General features: G+C 63.3%; 19 protein-coding genes. 9 read left to right on the top strand and 10 right to left on the bottom strand.

What is annotated here, in order from left to right; genetic code table 11:
* Window positions 1–54: 54 nt before the first annotated feature.
* From BLS26_RS29070 to BLS26_RS29060, 3 genes are all read right to left on the bottom strand, one after another.
* Window positions 55–1,056: a TRAP transporter substrate-binding protein gene (locus BLS26_RS29070; protein ID WP_244541723.1), complete on the bottom strand. Its 1,002-nt coding sequence runs from the start codon at window positions 1,054–1,056 to the stop codon at window positions 55–57.
* A gap of 137 nt (window positions 1,057–1,193) precedes the next feature.
* The gene (locus BLS26_RS29065; RefSeq protein ID WP_092515933.1) at window positions 1,194–2,192 is read right to left on the bottom strand and encodes a TRAP transporter substrate-binding protein; all 999 of its coding nucleotides are present in this window, start codon (window positions 2,190–2,192) and stop codon (window positions 1,194–1,196) included.
* Between the two features lie 286 nt (window positions 2,193–2,478).
* Window positions 2,479–4,185 carry an IlvD/Edd family dehydratase gene (locus BLS26_RS29060; protein ID WP_092515932.1) on the bottom strand — a complete coding sequence of 569 codons (1,707 nt, stop codon included), beginning with the start codon at window positions 4,183–4,185 and terminating at the stop codon, window positions 2,479–2,481.
* 169 nt (window positions 4,186–4,354) lie between these two features.
* On the opposite strand from BLS26_RS29060, the gene BLS26_RS29055 reads away from it, so the two are divergent.
* The 3 genes from BLS26_RS29055 to BLS26_RS29045 are packed head-to-tail and all read left to right on the top strand — an operon-like array spanning window position 4,355 to window position 6,658.
* Window positions 4,355–5,362, top strand: a complete 1,008-nt coding sequence (locus BLS26_RS29055) for a Gfo/Idh/MocA family protein (RefSeq protein WP_092515931.1) — start codon at window positions 4,355–4,357, stop codon at window positions 5,360–5,362.
* Entirely contained in the window at window positions 5,359–6,048 is a 690-nt protein-coding gene (locus tag BLS26_RS29050) for a GntR family transcriptional regulator (RefSeq protein ID WP_092515930.1), read from the top strand. The genes BLS26_RS29055 and BLS26_RS29050 overlap by 4 nt, the downstream gene beginning before the upstream one ends.
* A 31-nt stretch (window positions 6,049–6,079) precedes the next feature.
* Window positions 6,080–6,658: an invasion associated locus B family protein gene (locus BLS26_RS29045; protein WP_157676615.1), complete on the top strand. Its 579-nt coding sequence runs from the start codon at window positions 6,080–6,082 to the stop codon at window positions 6,656–6,658.
* Window positions 6,659–6,743: 85 nt separating this feature from the next.
* On the opposite strand, the gene BLS26_RS29040 is transcribed toward BLS26_RS29045, so the two are convergent.
* Window positions 6,744–7,565, bottom strand: a complete 822-nt coding sequence (locus tag BLS26_RS29040) for an NAD(P)-dependent oxidoreductase (protein ID WP_092515928.1) — start codon at window positions 7,563–7,565, stop codon at window positions 6,744–6,746.
* Between the two features lie 106 nt (window positions 7,566–7,671).
* Between BLS26_RS29040 and BLS26_RS29035 the strand changes: the two genes are divergently transcribed.
* On the top strand, window positions 7,672–8,640 hold the full coding sequence (locus BLS26_RS29035; protein ID WP_092515927.1) for an SMP-30/gluconolactonase/LRE family protein: 969 nt from the start codon (window positions 7,672–7,674) through the stop codon (window positions 8,638–8,640).
* A 58-nt stretch (window positions 8,641–8,698) separates the two neighbouring features.
* Here the strand turns inward: BLS26_RS29035 and BLS26_RS29030 are convergent, their stop codons facing one another.
* A complete protein-coding gene (locus BLS26_RS29030; RefSeq protein ID WP_092515926.1) occupies window positions 8,699–10,129 on the bottom strand; it encodes an aldehyde dehydrogenase family protein in 1,431 nt (476 codons plus the stop codon).
* 362 nt (window positions 10,130–10,491) lie between these two features.
* Here BLS26_RS29030 and BLS26_RS29025 point away from each other — a divergent pair, with 362 nt between their 5' ends.
* A complete protein-coding gene (locus BLS26_RS29025) occupies window positions 10,492–10,833 on the top strand; it encodes a lectin (RefSeq protein WP_157676614.1) in 342 nt (113 codons plus the stop codon).
* A gap of 58 nt (window positions 10,834–10,891) precedes the next feature.
* Here BLS26_RS29025 and BLS26_RS29020 read toward each other — a convergent pair whose 3' ends face one another.
* Window positions 10,892–13,258 (bottom strand): transketolase, encoded by a 2,367-nt coding sequence (locus BLS26_RS29020; protein ID WP_092518750.1) that lies wholly within the window; start codon window positions 13,256–13,258, stop codon window positions 10,892–10,894.
* Window positions 13,259–13,395: 137 nt separating this feature from the next.
* Between BLS26_RS29020 and BLS26_RS29015 the strand changes: the two genes are divergently transcribed.
* Both BLS26_RS29015 and BLS26_RS29010 read left to right on the top strand, forming a co-directional pair.
* Window positions 13,396–13,857 (top strand): Lrp/AsnC family transcriptional regulator, encoded by a 462-nt coding sequence (locus tag BLS26_RS29015; protein WP_092515924.1) that lies wholly within the window; start codon window positions 13,396–13,398, stop codon window positions 13,855–13,857.
* Window positions 13,858–14,561: 704 nt separating this feature from the next.
* Window positions 14,562–15,524: an IS110 family transposase gene (locus tag BLS26_RS29010; RefSeq protein ID WP_092509475.1), complete on the top strand. Its 963-nt coding sequence runs from the start codon at window positions 14,562–14,564 to the stop codon at window positions 15,522–15,524.
* A gap of 454 nt (window positions 15,525–15,978) precedes the next feature.
* Here BLS26_RS29010 and BLS26_RS29005 read toward each other — a convergent pair whose 3' ends face one another.
* Window positions 15,979–16,830: a LysR family transcriptional regulator gene (locus tag BLS26_RS29005; RefSeq protein ID WP_092518748.1), complete on the bottom strand. Its 852-nt coding sequence runs from the start codon at window positions 16,828–16,830 to the stop codon at window positions 15,979–15,981.
* A gap of 104 nt (window positions 16,831–16,934) precedes the next feature.
* Between BLS26_RS29005 and BLS26_RS29000 the strand changes: the two genes are divergently transcribed.
* Entirely contained in the window at window positions 16,935–17,942 is a 1,008-nt protein-coding gene (locus BLS26_RS29000) for a zinc-dependent alcohol dehydrogenase family protein (protein ID WP_092515923.1), read from the top strand.
* Window positions 17,943–18,082: 140 nt separating this feature from the next.
* Here BLS26_RS29000 and BLS26_RS28995 read toward each other — a convergent pair whose 3' ends face one another.
* Complete coding sequence (locus BLS26_RS28995) at window positions 18,083–18,667, bottom strand: collagen-like protein (protein WP_244541722.1); 585 nt, start codon at window positions 18,665–18,667, stop codon at window positions 18,083–18,085.
* A 198-nt stretch (window positions 18,668–18,865) separates the two neighbouring features.
* Between BLS26_RS28995 and ppk2 the strand changes: the two genes are divergently transcribed.
* Window positions 18,866–19,780 carry a polyphosphate kinase 2 gene (gene ppk2 / locus BLS26_RS28990; protein WP_092515921.1) on the top strand — a complete coding sequence of 305 codons (915 nt, stop codon included), beginning with the start codon at window positions 18,866–18,868 and terminating at the stop codon, window positions 19,778–19,780.
* Between the two features lie 174 nt (window positions 19,781–19,954).
* Here the strand turns inward: ppk2 and BLS26_RS28985 are convergent, their stop codons facing one another.
* Together BLS26_RS28985 and BLS26_RS28980 are read right to left on the bottom strand one after the other, a co-directional pair.
* Window positions 19,955–21,037, bottom strand: coding sequence for a zinc-binding dehydrogenase (locus BLS26_RS28985; RefSeq protein WP_092515920.1), 1,083 nt, complete (start codon window positions 21,035–21,037; stop codon window positions 19,955–19,957).
* A 55-nt stretch (window positions 21,038–21,092) separates the two neighbouring features.
* Window positions 21,093–25,076: an autotransporter domain-containing protein gene (locus BLS26_RS28980; protein ID WP_244541721.1), complete on the bottom strand. Its 3,984-nt coding sequence runs from the start codon at window positions 25,074–25,076 to the stop codon at window positions 21,093–21,095.
* Between the last annotated feature and the right edge of the window lie 181 nt (window positions 25,077–25,257).

Raw genomic sequence — 25,257 nt, 5'->3', positions numbered from 1 at the left:
CCGGCGCCAAGTGCGCAATTGCGCACTAAGGCCGGGACGACGCGGATGGAGCAGTTAATTAATCCCTCGGATCAGATTCTTGATCTTCTCCGCATGCGGGCCGAGTTCCTTGGCGAGCTTGTCGAGATAGGGATCCGAGATGGTCGCAAAGCTTTTCTTGTCCACGTCCTCGACAATCTTGACGCCATATCCCTTGAGCTTGGTGGCCGCCGCCTTTTCGAGCTCGAACGCCTTGGCCGGCTCCTTGGCGCTGACTTCGGCCGCAGCGGTCTTGACCCACTGCTTCTGGTCGGCGGAAAGGCTCTGCCACAGCTTGTCGCTGACGAACAAAAGCGCGTTGTTGGCTTCATGCTCGGTCATCGAGAGCACCGGCGCCACCTCGTAATGCTTGTTGACGAGGTAGACGTTGACGCTGTTCTCGGCGGCATCCATCACGCCGGTTTGCAGCGAGGTGTAGACGCTGCCGAACGGCATATGCACGGTCTGGGCGCCGTAGGCCGGGAAGATCGCATCCTCGGTCGCCGTCGCCTGGACCCGGATCTTCAATCCCTTCATGTCGCCGGCGTTATGAATTTCCTTCTTGCTGTAGATGCTGCGCACACCCTGCGAGCCGGTAGCGATGACGTGCAGGCCCTGCGCGGTCTCGTCGATCATCGCCGTGATCGCGTCGATCACCTGCTGATTGGCCAGCGACTTGACCAGATGATCGGAGCTGCGGAACAGGAAGTGCAGCGACATCACGCCGGCCTGCGGCGAGATCGTCGCGGTATTCGCCGACGAGACGATGGCGAAATCGATGTCGCCGGACTTCACCAGCTGCAGGAGCTGCGGTTCCTGGCCGAGCTGCGCGCCCGGATATTGATCGACCAGTATGGTGCCCTTGCTCAGTTCCTTGAGCTTGGCCGAAAACATGTCGTAGGCGACGCTGTAACCGGTGTTGAGCTGCTGATCGTGGGCGAAGCGGTAATGCTTCGCCTCCTGGGCGCCGGCGCTTGCGGCCAACATCACCGAAGCCGCGGCGACCGCCGCACCCAAGAACATCCTACGATTGGCCATCCCGCGCTCCCCTGTTTTGATTTTCTCGATCATCCCATCAAGGCCGCAAGATTGTCAATAAAGTAACGACATTTCGGGGAGATGCGGCAGTTCATCACCCCGAAGGCATCAGATTATCGACAATTCCGCAGAGAGCCTTACTTGATGGCGCGGATCAGGTCCTTGACCTTCTCGGCGTGCGGACCGAGGTCCTTGGCAAGCTTGTCGAGATAGGGATCGGCTATGGTGACGAAGCCCGATTTGTCGACATCGGTGACCACTTTGACGCCGATCGCCTTCAGCTTGTCCTGCGACTGATGCTCGAGCTCGATCGCCTTGGCGGGCTGGGTCTTGTTGACCTCGTCGGCAGCGCCCTGCACCCAGCCCTGTTGTTCCGGCGAGAGGCTGTTCCAGAGCTTGTCGCTGACCCAGACCAGGCTGTTGTTGGCCTCGTGCTCGGTCATCGACAGCACCGGCGCCACTTCATAGTGCTTGTTGGCGAGATAGACGTTGACGCCGTTTTCCGCGACGTCGATCACGCCGGTCTGCAGCGAGGTGTAAACGCTACCGAACGGCATGTGCACGATCTGCGCGCCGTAGGCCGGGAACATGGTGTCCTCGGTGGGCGTCGCCTGCACCCGCACCTTGAGACCTTTCATGTCGTCGATCTTCTTGATCTCGCGCTTGGAATACATGCTGCGCAAGCCAAGCGTCGACAGCGCGATGACGCGGGCGCCCTGCACGGTGTCCGCGATCATCGCCTTCATGGCCTTGGACACTTCGGGATCCGCGATCGCCTTGATGAGGTGCGCTTCGGAGCGGAACAGGAAGTGCATCGACATCACGCCGGCCTGCGGCGACAGCGTCGCGGCATTGGCTGATGACGAGATGCAGAACTCGACGTCGCCGGATTTGACGAGCTGCAGCACCTGCGGCTCCTGTCCGAGCTGCGCCCCCGGATACTGGTCGATCAGCATGGTGCCCTTGCTCAGCGCCTTCAGTTTGTCGCTGAAGATATCGCCGAGAATTCCGTAACCGGTCGACTTCGGTTGATCGTAGGCGAAGCGATAATGCTTCACCTCCTGCGCACCGGCGCTTGCGGTCGTCATCACGAGTGCGGCCACGACCGCACCAAGCACGCTTCTCAGCCTGTCCATCGTCTCCCCCTCATGATTTTTTGATGCTGTTTTTCTTTTGATCATCCCATCGGCATCGTTCGATTGTCAATCGAACAAGGCGCAACGCATCTGCGAGATGGGTGGTGATTATCGCGGAGGAGCGCGATGGCTACATTCACACAGGTGTCATCGTCCGCCTTGTGCGCGATTGCGCACTGGGGCGGACGATCCAGTACGCCGGAGCGTCTCGGCTAAACTTTGGCTACTCTGGAATACTGGATGCCCGCATGCGCGGGCATGACGGCGATGGATGTCGAAGTGCCGCCTACTTCCCTTCGCCGCGCATGAAATCGAAGTCGCAGCCCTCGTCGGCCTGCAGGATGGTCTCGTTGAACAGATGCGCATAACCGCGCCTGGCCCAGTCCGGCGTCGTCGGCGGCGCCAGCGCCGCGCGGCGCTCTCCCAGTTCGGCATCGTCAATGAGCAGATCGATGCTGCGCTTTGCGACATCGAGGCGGATCATGTCGCCGTTCCTGACCAGCGCCAGCGGGCCGCCGACAGCCGATTCCGGCGTGATGTGCAGCACGATGGTGCCGAACGCCGTGCCGCTCATCCGCGCATCCGAGATCCGCACCATGTCCTTGACGCCCGTGCGCGCGAGCTTCTTCGGGATCGGCAGGTATCCTGCTTCAGGCATGCCGGGCGCGCCCTTCGGTCCCGCATTGCGCAGCACCAGTACGTCGTCGGCCGTCACATCGAGCGCGGGATCGTCGACCCGCAGCGTCATGTCTTCAACCGACTCGAACACCACCGCCCGGCCGGTGTGCTGCAGCAATTTGGGGCTCGCCGCCGAATGCTTGATGACAGCGCCGCGCGGGGCGAGATTGCCATGCAGCACCGCCATCGCGCCTTCCGGCTTGATCGGATTGTTGCGCGGGCGGATCGCGTCCTGCCCCGGCACGTCCTCGGCGCCGGCGACGACATCGCGTAGCGTCGCACCTGTGATGGTTTTGGCATCGAGGTCGAGGAGATCGCCAAGCTGCGCCATCAGCTTCGGCACGCCGCCGGCATGATGGAAGTGCTCCATGTAATGCTCGCCTGATGGCTTCAGGTCGATCAGGACAGGCACTTCGCGGCCGAGCTTGTCGAAGGCTGCGAGATCGATGCGATTTTTGGTGCGGTTGGCGATTGCGGTCAGATGAATGAGCCCGTTGGTCGAACCACCGATCGCCTGCAGCACCACCTGCGCATTGCGGAACGACGATGCGGTCAGAAATTCGCTGGGCTTTGGCCCCTTCGCGATCGCCATCGCGGCGGCAACCCGGCCGCTCGTTTCCGCGGAACGAAACCGTTCGGCATGCGGCGCCGGTATGGTCGCGCTCATCGGCAGCGACAGGCCGAGCGTTTCGGTGATGCAGGCCATGGTGCTCGCGGTGCCCATCACCATGCAGGTGCCGACCGACGGCGCCAGCCGGCCGTTGACGGCCTCGATCTCGACGTCGTCGATCTCACCGGCGCGGTATTTGCCCCACAGCCGCCGGCAATCGGTGCAGGCGCCGAGCACCTCGCCCTTGTGATGCCCGACCACCATCGGCCCGACCGGAATGACGACGGTCGGCAGGTCGGCAGAGACCGCCGCCATGATCTGCGCCGGCAAGGTCTTGTCGCAACCTCCGATCACCACGATGGAGTCCATCGGCTGGGCGCGGATCATCTCCTCGGTATCCATCGCCATCAGATTGCGCAGATACATCGAGGTCGGATGCGAGAAGCTTTCGGCAATCGAGATGGTCGGAAACACCATCGGCATCGCGCCCGACAGCATCACGCCGCGCTTCACGGCCTCGATGATCTGCGGCACGTTGCCGTGGCAGGGATTGTAATCGCTGTAGGTATTGGTGATGCCGACGATCGGGCGGTTGAGCGCGTCGTCGGAATAGCCCATCGCCTTGATAAAGGCCTTGCGCAGGAACAGCGAAAATCCGGCGTCGCCATAGCTCGCCAATCCCTTGCGAAGTCCGTCGTCGGCCATCTCGGTATTCCCTGTCTTCGTGCTGTGAGCACTAAAGGAGTCCGCGGAATTATTGTCAATATTTGATATTCGGCGGCAAATCTGCGCAAATCGCACACCAATAATCCGGTATTATTGACAATAAAGCCCGCACGTGCTGATTTTCAGCGATGATCGGAAGTGAGCGACCATGAACCAGCCGTTGCGCATTGGCCTTGTCGGCGCCGGCATGGTGAGCCGCCACCATCTGATCGCCTGGGCCACCCTATCAGATCAAGCCCGCGTCGTGGCGGTCGCCGATCCCTCCGCGGACAATGCCGCGCGGCGCGCCGGCGAATTCGGGATCGCGCAGACCTACCCCAGCGCCGAGGCGATGCTGGCGGCAACTGACCTCGACGCCATCGATATCGCAGCCCCGCGCGAGATGCACGCACCGCTGGTGCGGCTCGCAGCCGGCAAGCAACTGCCGGTGCTGTGCCAGAAGCCGCTCGCACCCAATTTGCAGGAAGCTGCCGACCTCGCCGCCGAGGTCGCCCATCAGACCCGGCTGATGGTGCACGAGAACTGGCGCTTTCGCGGCTATTACCGCGACGCCGCCGCGTGGCTGCGCGAAGGCCGCATCGGCAATATCAGGCAGGCGCAACTCACGCTGCTGACTTCGGGCGTGCTGCCGGGCCCCGACGGGCTCTGCCCGGCGCTGGAGCGGCAGCCCTTCATGCGCGGGGAACGGCGCATGCTGGTTGCGGAAGTCTTGATCCATCATCTCGATACGCTGCGCATGCTGCTCGGACCATTGCGCGTGACGGCGGCGCGGCTGTCGCGATCGAGCGACCAGCTCATGGGCGAGGACGGCGCAGTGATCCAGCTTGAGACCGGCAATGGCGCTGCCGTTTCGGTCTTCGCCAGCTTTGCCGCGCATGGCCATCCGGCCGCCCAGGTCGACCGCCTCGAGATTCTCGGCGACAAGGGCGCGATCAGCCTCGACGGAGCGCGGCTCGTCTGCTCCGGCGCGTCGCCGGGGGAGCAGGTCTACGATCTCGCCGTCGAGTATCAGGGCTCCTACAATCGGACGATCGCGCATTTCGTGACATCGTTACACGACAACACGCCGTTCGAGACCGCGCCGCAGGACAATCTCGAAACACTGCGTCTGGTCGAGGATTGCTATCGGCTGTCCGGCTGGGAGGCTTTGCGATGAAGCCACAGGACTCAGTGAGCGACGCTTCCGCGCTGACGCGCGAGGAGGAACAGGCGGAAGTCATTCGCCGCCTGGAGGAGGACATCATCTTCGGCCGCTTCGCGCCGGGTTCGCGGCTGGTCGAGGACACGCTGATGACGCGCTACGGCGCCAGCCGGCATTTCGTGCGCCAGGGCCTGTTCCAGCTCGAGCGCCAGGGCATCGTACTGCGCGAGAAAAATATCGGCGCCACCGTGCGGTTCTATTCGGCCGAGGAAGTGCGGCAGATCTACGAGGTGCGGGAGATGCTGACGCGGCAGGCCGCGCTGATGATCGCGCTGCCCGCACCGACGGGCCTGATCGACCAGTTGAGCGAATTGCAGCGGCAATATTGCGCGAGGGCCGACGCGCAGGATCTGCGCGGCATTCACGAGACCAACGACGCGTTTCATGTCGCGCTGTTCTCGGCCTGCGGCAATCCCTATCTGGTACGGTCGCTGCAGGACTACATGAACCTGACCTTGCCGATGCGGGCCAAGAATCTCGCCGACAAGGAAGGGCTCGCTTTATCCCGCCGCCAGCATGAATTGATGATCGAGCTGTTGAAAGGCCGCGACAGCTGGGCGCTGGCGCAGCTCTGCGTCGATCACATGCAGTTCAGCAAGTCTGATTATCTCGACCGCATCGCGGATAACAAGAATCCGTAAGATCAGCATCGGTCGAGCGATGAACCCATTCATGAAACGCGCGCTGGTGTTGTCGGCAGTGATCGCGGCGCGTGCCGGATGTGGCGCCGCCGAAGCCGCCAGCGACCCAAGGGCCACGCAACTCACCTATCAGCCCTGGGCCAAGATTTGCGTCAATCGGCCCGACGGCAATTCGGATTGCTTCATTTCGTCCGGCGCGAAGGGCGCGTGTCAGCCTTCCGGTGGCGGCATCGCGGTCTGGATCCGCGACGGCAAACAGCGAAGCCTGTCGGTCAATCTGGTGACGAAGCGCATGCTCGACGGCACGCTTGCCGTCCGCATCGATCAGGGCGTTCCGATCGCGGTTCCTGATCCGAACTGCGGGGAACTAGGCTGCCGCGGCAAGCTGGATATCGACACCGATTTCATTGAAGGCCTGAAGCATGCGCGCGCGATCAGCGTCGAGGCGATGACGCGCGATCATCAAACTGTCAGCCTTCCGTTTGCGCTCGCAGGTTTCGCGGAAGCTTTCGATGGCCCGGCTGGCGGGCCGCCGAAGGTTGCCGAGATGAGCAGCGACGAACTGAAGGAACGATCGAAGCGCTCAGCCAATCTGCCACCGTGTGAGTGATCGTCATTCCGGGGCACGCGTCTTCGCGTGAACCCGGAATCTCGAACTTCCGGGTTCGATGCTGCGCATCGCCCCGGAATGACCGCTACTTCTTCCAGTCCACGATCCTGCTCTTGTCGCCCGCGAACTCCATGCTGCAGAACGCGCCGCCCTGGTAGAAATCGCCGACCGGGTCGGGTTTGAGCTTGGCCTGCTCGGCCATCGCATGCTCGCGAAAGTCTTCGCCGCGGCCGGTCGGCCGGTAGCCGAGGTCGTAGGCGCGATGGTTGTCCCACCAGCCGCGCTCGTTGTAGGAGGCGCCGTAGAGCACCTCGAAATGAATGTCGGGATGGTCGAGCCCGATCCGGCAGAGCTGCACCAGGTCTTCCGGCTTCAGCCAGATCGAAAGCCGGCGATGGTCGAGCGGCGCTTCGCCGAAATTGCCGATGCGTATACAGGTGACGCCAAGGCCATACTTGTCGGCATAGAGCGCGCCGACGGCCTCGCCGAACACCTTGCTGACGCCATAACGACTATCCGGCCGCGCGGTGACGTCGGTGCCGATGCGGTGGTGGCGTGGATAGAAGCCGACCGCATGGTTCGACGAGGCGAACACCACGCGCTTGACGCCCTTCTTGCGCGCGGCCTCGAACAGGTTGTAGCCGCCGATGATGTTCGACTGCAGGATAGCGTCCCAGGGACCCTCGACCGAATAGCCGCCGAAATGCAGGATGCCGTCGACGCCGTCGCAGAGCGCCTCGACCGCCGCGGGATCGGCCAGATCGGCCGCCATGAATTTCTCGTTGTTGCCGAGATCGGCCGGCGCCTTCAGGTCGCTCAGCACGAGGTCCGGATAGATCGGCGGCAACAGCTTGCGCAAGGATGTGCCGATCCCGCCGGCGGCGCCGGTCATCAATATGCGTGGCATTGTTTTCCTCTTCTTCCGTTTCTTCTGCACGACCGATTTGCGGTCATTGGCCGGGGGTGATAGCAAACCAAACTGCGAGGAAACGCAACAACAACGAGAACAGCAAATGTCCGAGGCATCATCTCATGCGGCCGGCTGGCGTCCGGCGACCTGTTATCCCGATCCGGCGATCCATGCGCTCGATCCGCGCTTCGAGAAATACTGGCTGAAGCTGTCGGCGGTGGAACGGCTGACCACCGGCCTGCGCTGGGCCGAAGGCCCGGTGTATTTCGGCGACGGGCGCTACCTGCTCTGCAGCGATATTCCGAACCAGCGCATCCTCAAATGGGAAGAGGAGACCGGCACCACAAGCATCTACCGCAAGCCGTCGAACTTCGCCAACGGCAATACCCGCGACCGGCAGGGACGTCTCGTCACCTGCGAGCACGGCGGCCGCCGCGTCACCCGCACCGAATATGACGGCTCGATCACGGTGCTGATCGACTCATTCGACGGCAAGCGGCTGAACTCGCCCAACGACGTCGTCGTGAAATCCGACGGCTCGATCTGGTTCAGCGATCCGACCTTCGGCCTGCTCGGCAATTACGAGGGCTACAAGGCCAGTTCCGAGATCGACGCCAATGTCTACCGGCTCGACGGCGCCACCGGCAAAGCCACGATCGTCGCCGAAGGCGTGCTCGGACCGAACGGGCTGTGCTTCTCGCCGGACGAGAAGATCCTCTACGTCGTGGAGTCCCGCGGCGTGCCGAACCGCAAGATCCTCGCCTACGACGTGTCGCCCGGCGGCGACAAGATCTCCAACAAGCGCATCTTCATCGATGCCGGTCCCGGCACGCCCGACGGCATGCGCTGCGACATCGACGGCAATCTGTGGTGCGGCTGGGGCATGGGCGATCCCGAACTCGACGGCGTCGTGGTCTACGCGCCCGACGGCGTCATGATCGGTCGTATCGCGCTGCCCGAGCGCTGCGCCAATCTTTGTTTCGGCGGCGTCAAGCGCAACCGCCTCTTCATGGCCGCGAGCCAGTCGATCTACGCGCTCTACGTGAATACGCAGGGCGCGCTCGGGGGATAAAACGCGAAACGCCGGAGCGGATTTCCCGCCCCGGCGTTTGCATTTTCGTTTCGACGATTTACGCGGCGTTATAGCCGGCGACCGCCTTCACTTCGAGATACTCTTCCAGACCGTACTTGCCCCACTCGCGGCCGTTGCCGGACTGCTTGTAGCCGCCGAACGGCGCGGTGCGGTCGTTGGGCACGCCCTGCAGGTTGACGTTGCCGGCGCGGATCTGGCGGCCGACACGGCGCGCGCTTTCCACGGTGTCGCCGGTGACGTAACCGGCCAGGCCATAGGGCGTGTCGTTGGCGATCTTCACCGCCTCCGCTTCATCCTTGGCGCCGAGGATCGTCAGCACCGGTCCGAAGATTTCCTCCCGCGCAATCGTCATGTCGTTGGTGACGTCGGCGAAGATGGTCGGGCGAACGTAGAAGCCCTTGTTGACGCCCTCGGGCAGACCGGGACCGCCGGCCACAAGCGTTGCACCTTCCTCGATGCCCTTGTGGATCAGCGCCTGGATCTTGTCCCACTGGATGCGCGAGACCACCGGGCCGATGGTGGTGCCTTCGGCGCGCGGATCGCCCGCCTTGGTCTTGTCGGCAACCGCCTTGGCGATCGCGGCGACTTCCTTCATCTTCGACTGCGGCACGATCATCCGCGACGGCGCGTTGCAGGACTGTCCGGAGTTGTTGAACATGTGCATCACGCCGCCGGTGACGGCCTTGGTGAGGTCGGCGCCTTCGAGGATGACGTTCGGCGACTTGCCGCCGAGCTCCTGGCTGACGCGCTTCACGGTCGGCGCGGCGCGCTTGGCGACGTCGACGCCGGCGCGGGTCGAGCCGGTGAACGAGATCATGTCGATGTCCGGGTGCTCGCTCATGGCAGCACCAACCTCCGGGCCGAGGCCGTTGACGAGGTTGAACACGCCCTTCGGCACGCCGGCTTCATGCAGGATTTCCGCGAAGATCAATGCCGAGGACGGCGTGAACTCAGACGGCTTCAGGATCATGGTGCAGCCGGCGGCGAGCGCGGGCGCGACCTTGCAGGCGATCTGGTTCAACGGCCAGTTCCAGGGCGTGATCATGCCGATGACGCCGACCGGCTCGCGCAGCACCGTAGCGGTGCCGATGTTTTCCTCGAAATGATAGTTCTTCAGCACTTCCAGGGTGGAAGCGATGTGGCCGAGGCCGGCGCCGGCCTGCAGGCGTTCGGCCATCGGCAGCGGCGCGCCCATCTCGTCGGACACCGCAGCGCCGATTTCCTTCATGCGGCCCTTGTAGACCTCCATGACCTTCTCGAGCAGGGCGACACGCTCCTCGCGGCTGGTCTGCGAATAGGTCAGGAAAGCGCGTTTAGCGGCGGCGACCGCCTTGTCGACGTCGGCCTTGGAGCCGAGCGCAATGTCATACATCGCCTCTTCGGTCGCCGGGTTGACGACGGGCGTGGACTTCTTGACGGCGGGATCGACCCAGGCGCCATCGATGTAGAATTGCATGCGGTTGACCATCGGAAACCTCTTTATTTCGGGGCGGATGTAGGGGGAACGGAAGCGTTCGGCAGCCATCCTTGCACGAAAGCTTGCGGAATTGAACCCGCCATATGCGGGATGCCGCGTTGCGGCAGACCCGGAATATAGGGTCAGTCGCCAACGCGATGCAAGCAACACCGGATCGTGATCGCGGCCACGGGCAATCAACCTAAACGTGTTATCCGCTTCACATTCATTCACCCCCATGCCGGTTACGCTATGGCACACGGCGAAATGCATCGTCGCCGCCTTTCGAACCGAACCATTTTCCGCTCGCGAGCTTTGGCTCATTCCGGCAGGCGGGACATCACCCTCGGATTGCGATGCTCAGGAGATTTTCAATGCCCGATCGTTTGACTCCCGGAGAACCATTGTTCACCAACGCATCCATTACCTCTGGCGATGGCCGCTTTCGTCTGATCATGCAGACCGACGGCAACCTCGTGGTCTATCGAAACAGCGACAACCGCGCGCTCTGGGCCACCGGCACCGCGGGGACCGATGTCCATCGCGCCGTGATGCAGACCGACGGCAATCTGGTCCTTTACCACGTCAGCAACGCACCGGCATGGGCCTCGAACACGGCCGGAAAGCCCGGCAGTTTCCTCGTCATGCAAAATGACGGAAACCTCGTGATCTATCAGCCGATCGTGCCGGTCTGGGCTTCCAACACCGTTCAGTGAGGCGTGACGTTCCTCCCGACCAACTGTCTCTCTCCCGCACCGGGAGGGAGACTTTTTTCTAAACCGCCATTTTTCGATGCCGCACCGGCGCGCCAACGGTGAGGCTTTCCGCCGCATCGATGATGGCGTTGGCGTCCATGCCGTGGTGGCGGTAGAGGTCGCCGATCGTGCCTGTTTGCCCAAATGTCTCGACGCCGAGCGCCTCGACCCGGTGGCCGCGCACGCTGCCGAGCCAGCCGAGGGCCGCCGGATGGCCGTCGATCACGCTGACAATGCCGCAATCCCGCGACAACGGCGCCAGCAACTTTTCGATATGGCTGAGATACTGCACGCCGCGGCGGTCGCGGCGCAGTTTCCGCGCGGCGGTCCAGCCGCCATGCAGCCGGTCGGCTGACGTGACGGCGAGCAGGCCGACGTCGCGATGGCTTTCGCCGATGAAGCCTGTAGCCTCGATCGCCTCCGGCGCCACCGCGCCGGTATAGGCGATGACGAGATCGCAGTTCGGCCCCGGCTCGCGCAGCCAGTAGGCGCCCTCGGTGATGTCCTCTTGCAGGTCCGGCGTCATGATCCGTTGCGGCTGGTCGAGGTTGCGGGTCGACAGCCGCAAATACACCGATCCGCCCTCGCCGGCTTCGCGCTGCATGTGCGCAAAGCCCCAGCCCATGATCACGGCCAGTTCATCGACGAAAGCCGGCTCGAACGAGGCCAGCCCGTCCTGCGCCATGCCGATCAGCGGCGTGGCAATGGATTGGTGCGCGCCGCCTTCCGGCGCCAGCGTGATGCCTGATGGCGTCGCCGCCACCATGAACCGCGCGTCCTGGTAGCAGGCATAGTTCAGCGCATCGAGGCCGCGCTGGATGAAGGGATCGTACAGCGTGCCGACCGGCAGCAGCCGCGCGCCGTTGATCGAATGCGACAGGCCGAGCGCCGACAGCAGGATGAACAGGTTCATCTCGGCGATGCCGAGTTCGATGTGCTGGCCCTTTGGCGAATAATCCCAGTTGAAGGTCGAGGGGATTTTCTCCTGCCGGAACAGGTCGGCATTCTCCAACTTGGCAAACAGCCCACGGCGGTTGACCCAGGCGCCGAGATTGGTCGACACGGTGACGTCGGGCGACGCGGTGACGATCCGCGAAGCCAGTTCGGTGTCGCCGCGCGCGAGTTCATTGAGCACCAGCCCAAAGCCCTGCTGCGTCGACATCTGCGCCGCCGGCTTGAAGGTCAATTGTTGCGGCACCTCGATCACAGGCGCGGTCAGGCGGCGGCGGCCGTCGCTGTTGAACGGCACATCCGCCAGAAACGCTTCGAGTTCGGCTTGCGGTTTCGACAGGCCCTCGAACTTGTCCCATTCGTGGCCGGGCCGGATGTTCTGCGAAGCGCGCCATTTCTCCATCTGCGTGACCGTCATCAGTCCGGCATGGTTGTCCTTGTGGCCCTGCATCGGCAGGCCGACGCCCTTGATGGTGTAGGCGATGAAGCAAACCGGGCGATCGTGGTCGATGGCCTCGAACGCCTCGATCATGCTGGCCATGTCGTGTCCGCCGAGGTTGGACATCAGCGCCAGCAATTCGTCGTCGCTGCGCCGGTCGATCAGTTGCGACACCTGGCCCTGGTCGCCGATGTCGTCCTGCAGATGCTTGCGGAAGGCAGCGCCGCCCTGGAAACACAGCGCGGCATACATCTGGTTCGGGCAATTATCGATCCAGCGCTTCAGCGCCGCGCCGCCCGGTTCGGCGAACGCCGCCTGCATCAGGCGTCCATATTTCACGATGACCACGTCCCAGCCGAAATTGCGGAACATGGATTCGAATTTTTCCCACAGCCCTTCGCGCACGACGGCATCGAGGCTCTGGCGATTGTAGTCGACGATCCACCAGGTGTTGCGCAGGCCGTGCTTCCAGCCTTCCAGCAACGCCTCGAAGATGTTGCCCTCGTCCATCTCGGCATCGCCGACCAGCGCGATCATCCGCCCCTCCGGCCGGTCCTTCATCCAGCCATGGGCGCTGACGTAATCCTGCACCAGCGAGGAGAACAGCGTCTGCGCCACACCGAGGCCGACCGAGCCGGTGGAGAAATCGACGTCGTCGGCGTCCTTGGTGCGCGACGGATAGGATTGCGCGCCCTTGTAGCCGCGGAAATTCTCCAGTTTGTCGCGGCTCTGATGCCCGAACAGATACTGGATGGCGTGAAACACCGGGCTGGCATGCGGCTTGACCGCGACGCGGTCCTGCGGCCGCAGCACCGAGAAATAGAGCGCCGACATGATATTGGCGAGCGAGGCCGACGACGCCTGATGCCCGCCGACCTTGAGGCCGTCGACATTGGGCCTGATGTGGTTGGCGTGGTGGATGGTCCACGACGACAGCCAGAGCACCTTGCGGGCCAGCGCGGACAGCAATTCAAGACGTGCGGGTTCGATCGGCATGGCAAAGGCTCCGGACAGTGCGGCAATGCTCAAGTCTAACGCCGGGGCCATCGCCAAAAATCTCAAATTTTCGCGACATACCTGCCAATATTGGGATAAATTCCCACCAACCGACCTCAAACCATGGGTTCATTCCAATGCAAGCCCTCGATGCCATCGACCGCAAGATCCTCAGCCAGTTGCAGTCCGACAGCCGCATGACCATGCAGGAACTGGCCGACAAGGTCGGCCTGTCGGTGTCGCCCTGCCACCGCCGGGTCAAGCTCTTGGAACAGCGCGGCGTCATCACCCGCTATATCGCGACCGTCGACCAGAAATCGCTCGGTCTGCATGTCAGCGTCTTCATCTCGATCAAGCTGGCGCGGCAGAAGGAAGAGGATCTCAATCGTTTTGCCAAAGCGATCTCGAAGTGGGACGAGGTGCTGGAGTGCTACCTGATGACCGGCAACCGGGACTACCTGCTGCGCGTCGTCGCCGCCGACCTCTCGTCCTATGAGGCGTTCCTGAAGAACAAGCTGACGCGGCTCGACGGCATCGCCTCGATCGAGTCGAGCTTTGCGCTGAGCCAGGTGAAGTATTCGATCGCGCTGCCGGTGTAAGAAGGCGTATACAACAACACCAGCTGTCATCCCCCGCGAAGGCGGGGGATCCAGTACGCTGCGGCCTATAAATCCAATCATCGGCGCCTCTGGAATACTGGATCACCCGCCTTCGCGGGTGATGACAGCAGAAAGCATTCTCGCGGCGCGATGCGCCCGAAGTTTTGCAATCAACCTTGCCCTCGAAATCAGAGGGCGCAGGGAAGACCGGGTGCGCGCCGCACCCGCGGTCTCGTACGCGATAGTTGCAACAAGATTTTGCGCACGAGCATACAGGTTTGGCGGAAGCCTCCGGCCTTCCCTGCGCAATGGCTTTACGGCTTATACGAGATCGTCCTGGTGACCCTGCTTTTTGTGACACCATCGCTCTCGGGCAGCGTTGGCCGCCTTCGAACTTGACGCCTGCATCGGGGCGTCGGACCCAAACGATTTCACCGTACGCAAGTGCCGCGCTCGTCAGTCGCTGCCTTACGTCCACCGCTCCCTGCCCCTCGTTTGCGACGATGGCCTACGCCCCTTGTGTCCAAAAAATTTGGCAGAATGAGCGAACGGGCGGTTGCGGACCAACCGCCCGTTGCTGGAACTGAGCCCGTACGCCCCAAAGGCGACAGAGCCTGTACCAGAGCGAGGGACAGCTCCGGCGTCTTCCTCAACCCGAACAGTTGCAAGGGCTTCGAGCCCGTACCGAGCAAGGAAGGGAGTGGATGATGGCACAAGATGATCGCATTGTCGTGGGCATCGATGTGGCAAAGGACAAGGTGGATGCGTGCATTCGCTCGCTGTCATTGCGTCAGGTCTGTCCGAACACGGGACAAGGCCACCGCAAGCTGGTGGCCTGGCTTCGCAAGTACAAGGCAACCAGGGCTGTGATGGAGGCGAGCGGCGGTTACGAGCGTGACTGGGCCAAGCTACTGCGCCAGGCCGGTGTCGAGGTGCGGATCGTCGACCCCAAACGCGTCCGCAGCTTCGCGCTATCGGCCGGCCGGCTGGCAAAGAACGATGTGATCGACGCGGAGATGATCGCCTGGTTCGCCGAGATATTTACCGAGGCGCCGAGCCAGACCCACGATGCCGCACGCGAGGAGTTGCTGGCGCTGGTGAAAGCGCGCATCGGTCTGGGTGATCTCAAGACGCGCTTGCAAAGCCAAAACGAGCATGCTGCACCAGGACTGGTTCAGAAAACGCATGCCCGCGTCTTGAAGAATCTGGTCAGTGAAATTGCCAAGCTCGAGGCGGCAATTGCGGCCAAGATCAAGGCCTCGCCACACCTTGCCGAGCGTGCCGAGATCATCGAGAGCGTGCCGGGCCTCGCCGAAACGACCTCCGCCAACCTCATTGCGGGGATGCCGGAGCTTGGGCAGGTGAGCAACAAGATCGCCGGTGCGTTATTAGGCGCCGCCCCGTACGACGACGATAGCGGCCATCGGCGCGGTGAGCGTCATATCAAGGGTGGCCGCCGCTGGGTCCGCAACGCCATCTACATGCCCTGCCTCGGCGCAGCCACGCAGAACAACCCGGTGCTCAAGGCCTTCTACGACCGCCTGATTGCCAAGGGAAAGAAGCCGAAAGTGGTGCTTGTCGCCTGCATGCGCAAGCTCATCGTCATCCTCAACATCATGATCGCACGACGGCAGAAATGGGATCCCAGCCGTTACGCACTGAACTGAGCGAGCGCACCTCACCGCGCTCGGTCGATGACCGAGCGCATGCCAAGCCAACAGACCGGAGAGCGGACGGGGTCAAGGCCGTAAGCCGCCGAAGGCGGGGCGCGCCCCGCACCAGCCTTGAGGCCCGGCCGATCGCCGGTTTACTTCAGCACAGTTGCTCTGGTGGGACAGGATGGCGGGAGTCCTAGATCTGATTTGCCCGACGGCTCAACGGAAATATTTTTACGCGAAGGGCTGGACAGACTTTTGCTGATTTGCCCGTCGGGTTACTTTGTCGCAGGCAATGCCGTTACTTTCGTAATTGCCAATGCTGGAGAATCGTGAACCGAAGCAGGCAACTTCGTAGGGTGGGCAAAGCGTAAGCGTGCCCACCATTTGCATCGCCGCGGGGATAGATGGTGGGCACGGCGCCAGTGCGCCTTTGCCCACCCTACGCAGATCGCTCGGCGGCTCTTTAATTCGCCAGCCGCTCGATCACCAGATCGAGCAACGCGCGCAGGCGCGCCTGCCGCTTGAGATCGCGGTGATAGCCGACATAGGTATTGCGGCCGGGCGGCTGTTCGCCGAGGTCGATGCGCCTGACGCCGGCGATGCTGTCGCCGAGCGGGCGCGGCAGCACGGCGACACCGGCACCCTGTCCGCACATCCTGGCCTGCACATCGCGATTGTTGCTGCGTGAAACGACGTGGGCGTTCGGCAGCTTACGTTGCAACCACACGGCATCGGGCACATCGCTGAACGCCGTGTCCATGGTGATGAGCGGCGTTCCCGCGCCGTCGCCGGCGCGTGGCGGCTTGATGCCCGATTTGAGATAGACGCCGTATTCGATGTGCATCAGCCGGCGCGAAATCACTTCGGCTTCCCTGAACGGCGTAATCCGAAAGGCGATATCGGCCTCGCGCCGCGGCAGGCTGTAGAGCCGGTGGTCGGTCAACAGTTCGATCACGACGCGCGGCTGAAGCTTTGCGAATTCGGCGAACACCGGCGTCAGCAGATGGATGCCGAACCAGTCCGACGAGGCAATCCGCAACGTGCCGCCAAGCTGCCGGTCATGTCCGGCGAGTTGGCGCTGCGCCGCCAAGACCTCTTCCTCAATACGCTCGGCATGGGCCAGCAGCGCCGAACCTTCGTCGGTCAGCACGAAGCCGTCCCCGGTGCGCTGAAACAGCGTATGCCCGACCGCGGCCTCCAGCGCGCGCAGCCGCCGTCCCATGGTTGGCTGGCTCTGCCCGGAGCCGCGCGCCGCAGCGCCCAGCGTGCCGGCGCGGGCGATGGCCAGAAATATCCGGAGGTCGCTCCATTCCATGGCGCTTCGATCCATTCATATTTGAATGGAGAAGCTACATTCCTGTCGATTTCAAAACAAGCTGTATGGGCCTAACTGGGTGGCAACGATCAAGGAGATCCATCATGGCTACGAACGACACGATGCAGGCGGCCATTCTCGACGCACCCAACGCGCCGTTCCGGGTTGCGGCGATGGCGCGGCCGAGCCCGGAGGCCGGACAGGTTCTGGTGCGGATCGTCGCCAGCGGCGTCACGCCGCTCGACACCAAGATCCATGCCGGCCAGGCCGCCCATGCCCGGCACCCGCTGCCGAACATTCTGGGAATGGATATGGCCGGCATCGTTGAAGCCACCGGCGCCGGCGTCAGCGGATTCCGGCGCGGCGACGAAGTCTACGGATTGACCGGCGGCATCGGCGGCCTGCAAGGATCGTTGGCACAATATGCCGCCGTCGATGCCGACCTGCTGGCGGCAAAGCCCGCCAACCTGACGATGCGGGAAGCGGCCAGCCTGCCGCTGAATATCATCACCGTCTGGGAAGGCCTGATCGATCGCGCGCAGGTTCGGTCCGGACAGTCCGTCCTGATCCAGGGCGGTGCCGGCGGCGTCGGGCATGTCGCGGTCCAGATCGCACGCGCACTCGGCGCGCGGGTGTTCGCGACGGGTTCGTCCAGCGACAAGGCCTATATCGAGCGAATCGGTGCCACCTTCATCGACAAGACAACAGCGGTGACCGACTACGTCGCCGAACACACCGCCGGCCAGGGTTTTGATCTGGTCTACGACACCGTCGGCGGCGCGGTGCTGGATGCATCCTTCAACGCCGTGGCGCAGTTCGGTCACGTCGTCAGCGCGCTCGGCTGGGGCACCCACGCGTTGGCACCATTGTCGTTCCGCGCGGCGACCTATTCCGGCGTGTTCACCCTGCTGCCGATGCTGACCGGCAAGGGCCGATCGCATCATGGAGAAATCCTGCGCCAGGCGACCGAAATGATAGAGGCCGGAAAGATCGTGCCCCGGCTTGATCCGAGACACTTCACGCTCGACACGGTTCTGGACGCGTATGCAAGCTTGCGAGATTGCACCGCCAAGGGAAGGCTGGTGGTCGACCTTCCGGGCTTCAATTCGTAGTTTGTGGATGGGTGGAGCCATCGGGTCCGGCCTTTAGCCGGCCCGATGATAAACTCCGCGATACCCATCAATCGGCGCGCAAGGAAATGATGGGTATCGCTTCGCTCCACCCATCCTGCGCACCTGCGGTTAGCGGGCGTCTACTTCTTGTCCTTGCGATGCTTGCGCTTGTGCTTCTTCTTGCGATCGTCGTCATCGCCGTCGTCGTCTTCGTCAGCAGCCGCCGCTTCTTGAGCCGCGAGTTCTGCCGCCACCTGCTCAAGCTCCGCCGCCGCCTGCTCGCGTTCGGCGGCTTCCTGCGCGCGCTTTTGCCGATGCTCTTCCCAGGCATCGAAGATCAGATGCAGCCAGGGCATCACCTGTTCGATCGAGGGCAGCGCGCCCGCCGGACCCGGTTCGCCGCGCGAACCGGGTTCGCCGCGCGAGCCGGGTTCGCCGCGCGGACCGGCGAGACCAGCCGCACCGGCGGGGCCTTGCGGGCCAGCCTCGCCGCGCGCACCCGGCTTGCCTTGCGGACCTGGCTCGCCACGCTTGCCGGGGGCTCCCGGCTTTCCGTTGGGGCCGGGCTTTCCATTAGAACCAGGTTTGCCGCGCGGGCCTTCGGAGCCGGGCCGGCCGGGATTGCCGTGCAGGCCGGGCTTTCCGGGTTCGCCGGCCGGCCCGCGCGGCCCCTGCGGTCCGGGCTTGCCTTGCGGCCCCGGCCGTCCCGTTGAATTGTCGGCCACGGCGCTTCTCCTGCTTTCCAGTGGGTGCCCTGTCTTCTTACAGACGCGCCACCACGGCATCAATTCCGCGCCTGCGATATCAGCAGCTATTTCGAGGCGTCTGCCCTCCAAACCGGGCGAAGCCGGCCATGTCACATCCCCGTAACGTGACCGAACCATTGTCCGATGCCCGACAGAAGCGAGCGAAAGACAGATCCCATGACCACGTCCGAATTGAACGCCGAACTGGCCTTGCGAGAGCGCATCCATCGGGAAATGGCCGACACCCTTGACGAAGAGCTCGAGCTCGAACTCGACGACTCCAGGCTCGACGACATCGACGCGGTGCACGAAGGACCGGAGCTCGATCGCAAAATCTATTTCAGGGAGCTGCTGCGGCTGCAAGGCGAACTGGTCAAGCTGCAGGACTGGGTTCAGCACAGTAAGCAGAAGGTCGTGGTGCTGTTCGAAGGCCGCGATTCCGCCGGCAAAGGCGGCGTGATCAAGCGCATCACCCAGCGGCTCAATCCGCGGATCTGCCGCGTCGCGGCGCTGCCGGCGCCGAGCGAGCGGGAGCGGACCCAGTGGTATTTTCAACGCTATGTCTCGCATCTGCCGGCGGGCGGCGAGATCGTGCTGTTCGACCGTAGCTGGTACAACCGCGCCGGCGTCGAGCGCGTGATGGGCTTTTGCAACGAGGAACAGTACCAGGAGTTCTTCAAGTCGGTGCCGGAATTCGAGCGCATGCTGATCCGTTCCGGCACCATCCTCTTGAAATACTGGTTCTCGATCACCGACGAGGAACAGCAATTCCGCTTCACGATGCGGATCAGCGATCCGCTCAAGCAGTGGAAGCTGAGCCCGATGGACGTGCAGGCCCGAGCTAAGTGGGAGCAATACACCAAGGCCAAGGAGGCCATGCTGCAGCATACCCACCTGCCGGACTCGCCGTGGTGGATCGTCGACGCCGTCGACAAGAAGCGCGCGCGCCTCAACTGCATCTCGCATCTGTTGACGCAGATTCCCTATTCCGAGGTGCAGCACCCGCCGGTGATCTTGCCGCCGCGGGTCCACAACCCCGAATATCACCGCGGACCGATACCGCCCGATATGTACGTTCCGGCAAAATTCTGACCGGCGGCACAAAGCTGTCGTCCCTGCGAACGCAGGGACCCATACGCCGCGGCCGCTATTATTCAAGCAAGGTCGTCGACGGCTTTTTCTAATAACGACCGCCGCGGCGTATGGGTCCCCCGATGTGCAATTGCACATCTGAGATCGCGCTTCGCTTGTCCGGGACGACGGATATTATCGCCACGGCTCCACAATAATCTTGGTGTGCGCTTCCGGATTGGCGAGATCGGCGAAGGCTTTGGCGACGCCGTCGATGCCGACGCTGGCCGTCACCATCGAGGCCGCATCGACCTTGCCTTCCGCGATCAGGCGCAGCGAATAGGCGAACTCTTCCGGCGTGTAGGCCAGCACGTACTGGACATTGAGTTCTTTCACGATCCCCAGGAACGGCTCGGAGCGGTCGGTTTCCATGCAGACGCCGACCACGACGATGCGTGCATCGCGCGGCGCGCCCTCGAACACCTGTTGCAGCAGGCCGGGAATGCCGACGCATTCGAAGATCAGCGCGGGCTTGAGCGCCGGCAGCATGGCCTGCAACGGCGGCCGCGCCGCCTTCTGTTCCGGAGACATCTGCGCATGCTCGGCCCACGTCGCGTAAGGCTGCGAGCGCGCGGGATCGACGACGATATCGGCGCCCATCTTGGCGGCGAGCGCGCGACGCGCCGGCGAATAGTCAGCAGCCACGATCGGGTGCAATCCCTTGATCTTCAGCGCTGCGATGACGGCCAGGCCCACCGGACCGCAACCGATCACCAGCGGCACCTCGTCACCTCGAATGTTGGCCTTTTCGACGGCGTGAATGCCGACGGCCAAGGGTTCGGTGAGCGCCGCATGTTCGGGCTTAAGGCCGTTGGGAACTTCGAGCAGCAGCGGTTCGCTCAGCACCATGCGTTCGGCATAGGCGCCGATATTCTCGTTGGAATAGCCGATGGCCTGGATGCCGGCGGGCGTGATCAGCGCGGGCAGCGAGCACACATGGGTGCCGGGCTTGAACTTGCGCTGCGCGCCCGGACCATAGTCGAGGATCTCGCAGCAGAATTCATGGCCGAACACGACGTCGCGGGAAAGATCCATCGGCTTGCGGCCGGGAAGAAATTTGGCGAGGTCGACCATGCGGTGGGCGTGCTTGCGCGCATGCAAATCGGAACCGCAGATGCCGCAGGCCAGCGACTTGACCAGCACCTGGCCCGGTCCCGGCGTGGGCTCCGGCATCTCATCGACGACGATTTCGCCGTTCCGGAAAATGGCAGCGCGCATGGACGTTCTCTCCTGTCTGGCTCTCTCTTAACACAGAGAAGGCGCAGGAACAGAACTACCAGGAATAGCGCGCAACAGCTTTGCCGGCGTAGGAATTGGTGACGTTGGAGAACTGGCCTTCGAACACCGCGGCGGCGGACCAGCCGTTCAGCCACTTCATTTCCGCCGCACCGGTCAGCAGCGCGGAGTCATGCGCCTGCGCCGCACCGTTGACGACAAAGGACGCGCCCGGCAGCGTCTGGAACAACGCGGTGACGTTGCGGTCGGTGTTGAAATCATGCGCCCAGGCGGCGCGGCCGCGCAGCGTCAGGATGCCGTTCGGCATCGCAAAGGATTTGTCGGCGCGAACGCCGAACTCGGTCCGCGACGCCGTGACGTCCTTGGCGGCATAGTTCAGCGCGAAGGTGCCGGTGCCGGACAACACCTGCTCGGCATAGGCCGGCAGGCTGTAGGTGGTGAACTGTCCGGCGGCATAGGGCGTGATCCCCATCCACGGCGTGGCGAAGCGGTAACCGCCCTCGACGCGTCCCGAATACGCATTGGCGTTGAATTCCGCGCGCAGGCGGTCGACGCCGGCAGCCGTCACGGTGCGATCGGTGGTGACGTCCTGCCAGCCATAGGCGGCAGCCGCCGTGACATAGGCGGCGCCGAAATTGCGGCGCACGAAGGCGCCGGCCTGGAACAGGTCGGAGCGGCCAGTGCCGAAACCCGAAACGCTGAAGTTGGTGCCGCCGCCGGCTAGCGCAAAACCGGCCAGCGTGTCGGGCGAGATGCGGTAATCCGCGCCGGCGGCAAAGCCGAACGCGCGCGCGGTCGCCGACTGCGATCCGAGCGTCCCATTGCCCGAGGTGTTGCTGCCGCCGCCATAGGCCGAGCCCCACACGCTCCAGCGCGGATCGAGGAGATCGTTGCGCGCGACATCCGCCTTGGTCGCGAATTTTGCAAAGGCATCGTGCGCCGTGCCCACTCTGTTGGCGGCATAACCGCTTGCGCCGTCGGCCTCCGCGAACGGTGTAGCCCCAGTGGTTCCACCAACCCCGCCGCGACCGTCGATGAAAGGATCGGTCAGCAGCGACAGGAACAGGTTCATGGCGTCGAAGGTCGCCTGCTGCGATCCGGTGGCGAGTTCACCGGAGACCTGGGTCAGGCCGGCCGGCGACAACGAGGCGAAGCTGGCGGGAATGCTGCCGGTGGCATTGAAGAAATTAGTCAGCGCGCTGGCAACGTTCTGCTGGTTGACGTTGAGGCCGGATTTGGCGCCGAAATCGAGCGCGAAGTTGAGGAAGACATGCGTCGGATCGAAGCTGACGGTGCCGACGAGGCCGCCGGGCGCGTTGACGCCGCTGAAGGTGCCGGTATGACTGCCCGTCGTCATGATCGTGTATTGCTTGATCACGTTGCTGCCGGAAGCAAACGACACCCCGACGGTGCCGTTCAAGGCGGCGGCGCCGATGACATTGGCGAACGACGACGTCGTCGAATTGAGCTGCACCAGATACAGCGCGCCGGACTGGAAGGCGAGATTGCCCGATACCGTCATGAAGCTGCCGGGCGCGCCGCCGCCGGGCGCGAAGATGCCGCCGCCAGCGACCGTGGTGGCGCTGACGAAACCAACGCCGCTCAACGTGCCGTTGGCATTCACCGTGACTCCGCTCGAAGCGGCGATCGAGCCGTCGACCTGCAAGGTGCCGCCACTGACGACGGTGGTGCCGGTATAGGTGTTGGTGCCGGACAGGATCAGCGTGCCGGTGCCGACCTTCTCGAAATTGCCCGGCCCGCTGGTGCAGCCGCACGTATTGTTGTCGGCGATGACGCCCTTGAATTCGGTGGAGAGATCGTTGGTGCCCACCATCAGCGTGTTGGCGGGGGTCCCGAAAACGGTGCTGCCACCGCCGATATAGATCAGGCCGTCGCCCGAGATCGAACCCGCCTTGATGTGGCCACTGCCATCCGGGCCGCTGCTTTCGCTGAAATCGACATAGCCGGTACCGTTGACGAAGAACTGCGCCTTGTCGCCGGTCGAATTGTCGAAGAACCGCGTCCGGCCGCCACTAATGGTCGTGATGATCGCATTGCCGGCGGTCGAGAATGCGTTGAAATCGGTGGTGCCGCCATTGTTGTTGTAGATGCGGGCGTTTGCGGCCGAAACCGTTTCCAGACCGGTGGAACTTCCGAACTCGGTAAAGCCGCCACTGTGGTTAGTGATGGTTGCCGAAGCGGCCGATGACTGCTCGACGAAGATCGTGGCGCCACCGTTGCGATTGGTGATATCAGCGGTACCCGCATTGCTGTGCGACACGAAGAACGTGCCGCCATTGTTATTATCGATGGTCGCATTGCCCGCCGTGCTGATATCGGTACCGCCGCCGAGGAGATTGCCGAAAACCGTTGTCCCGCCATGATTGGTGATCTTGGCGTTGCCGGCGGTGCTGGTGTCCCGAAAAATCGTCGAGCCGCCGGACTGGTTGGTAATGACAGCTGTGCTGGCGTTGTTGGCGCCGTAGAACGTGGTGATACCGCCATTGCTGTTGGTGATCGCGGTGATGCCGGACGTATTGGCGTTGACGATGGCGAAGCTGCCACCGAAGTTGTTGACGTCGCCGACGATCGACGCGGTATGGGTGGCGTCGCCGAGCTGCAGGGAGCCGAGGCCGCAGCCGCAGCCGGAGCCGATATCGGTGCCGCCGGTATAGGTATTGGTGCCGGTGAGAACAACGATCCCGCTGCCACCGGCCGAATCCAGCACCGTCAACTTGCCGGCGCCAATGCCGTCGCTGATATTGCCTGCGATCGTCAACCTGATGCCGTTGGCATCGATCGCGCTGCCGTGCAGCGTGTGGTCGATCTTGAAATTGTTGGTGAAGGTGAGATCGCCGGTGGTGCCGTCGGCCTGGAACACGGCATTCTGCAGCGTCACCGTTCCGGTGCCGACAGACTGAACGTTATTCACCTGCACGGTGGTATCAACGACCTTGGTTCCGCCGCTATAGGTATTGTGACCAGACAGGGCCGTCACGCTGCCGAAGCTGTTGGTGGAATCGATCAGTTGCAGCACGCCGGTGGTGCCGTTGCCGTTGGAGATCACGCCGGTGAGCGTCAGCGAGGCGCCGCCGGCACCGGCGTTATCGATGGTGCCGCCTGATGTGTTGACCTTGAAGTCGTTGCTGAAAGCGACGCTGGAAACGCTGCCGTCGAGCTTGAACGTTCCGCCGTCCAGCGTAACCGGGCCGGTGCCGACGGAATTAGCGTTGGTCACCTGGATGGTTCCGCCCGAGATCGTCGTCCCGCCGGTGTAGCCATTGGCGCCCGCCAGCACCATCGTGCCGGTACCAACCTTGACCAGCCCCAGCACGCCGTTGCCGTCGTTGATCGTGCCGGCATAGGACGTCGAAGTGTTGTCGCCGCCGGTCGTCAGCGTGGCGGCGGTCGCGCCCGCTGAAGTGTTGGTGATCGCGCCGCCACTGCCGGCGACATCAGCGAGTGAGCCGATCGTGTTGTCGAAACCGCGCAGATCGAGCGTGCCGCCGCTGCCCACGGCGAATGCCGAGCTTGCCGAGAAGGCGTTGGTCGAATTGGCGGCGACGATGGCCGATCCGGATATGGTGGTGGCGCCGGTGTAGCTGCTCGTTCCACCGAGAAGAACGATGCCGCCGGAAGCGTTGAGAGCTCCCGCACCGGTCAGGACGCCGCGGTTGTCGAAAATACCGCTCGACACCGAAATCGACGTCGCGAAGGTGATCGTCATTCCCGCTGGATTGAAGACGAGGCCGGAATAGCCGCCTTGCAGCGAAATCGAGTTGATGTTGACCGACGCGTTGACCAGGGAATTGGTATTGGTGCCGCCGGCGGCGGTCGGGTCGTACACGGCATTATCGGTGCTGCCGGGCGCGCCACCGATCCAGTTGGCCCCTGTCGTGAAATTGAAGTCGACGGCGCCGTTCCAGATCTTGTCCGAAGCAACAGCCGGCGCCACGCCGGCCACGAGCGTGGCGGCGACGGACGTCGCGATCAGTGCCGCGCATCTGTAGCGCGGAAGCACGACGCTCTTCATCCGCAGCGGGCCCGAACAGCCCCTGACGCCCGATGGTAGTTGAATCCGCAACGCCTAACCCCATTCCCCCGGCGCTCTGCGGCGCCGTCCGGGGCTCAGGCTAGCACGGTGGTTCCCTCCGTAGTTCCACGGCCTCCGGGAATCCGTTGATTCGACAGGATTAAGCCAC

This window comes from Afipia sp. GAS231, from assembly GCF_900103365.1.
Lineage (GTDB): Bacteria > Pseudomonadota > Alphaproteobacteria > Rhizobiales > Xanthobacteraceae > Bradyrhizobium.
This window is presented reverse-complemented; position numbering and strand designations above follow the sequence as displayed.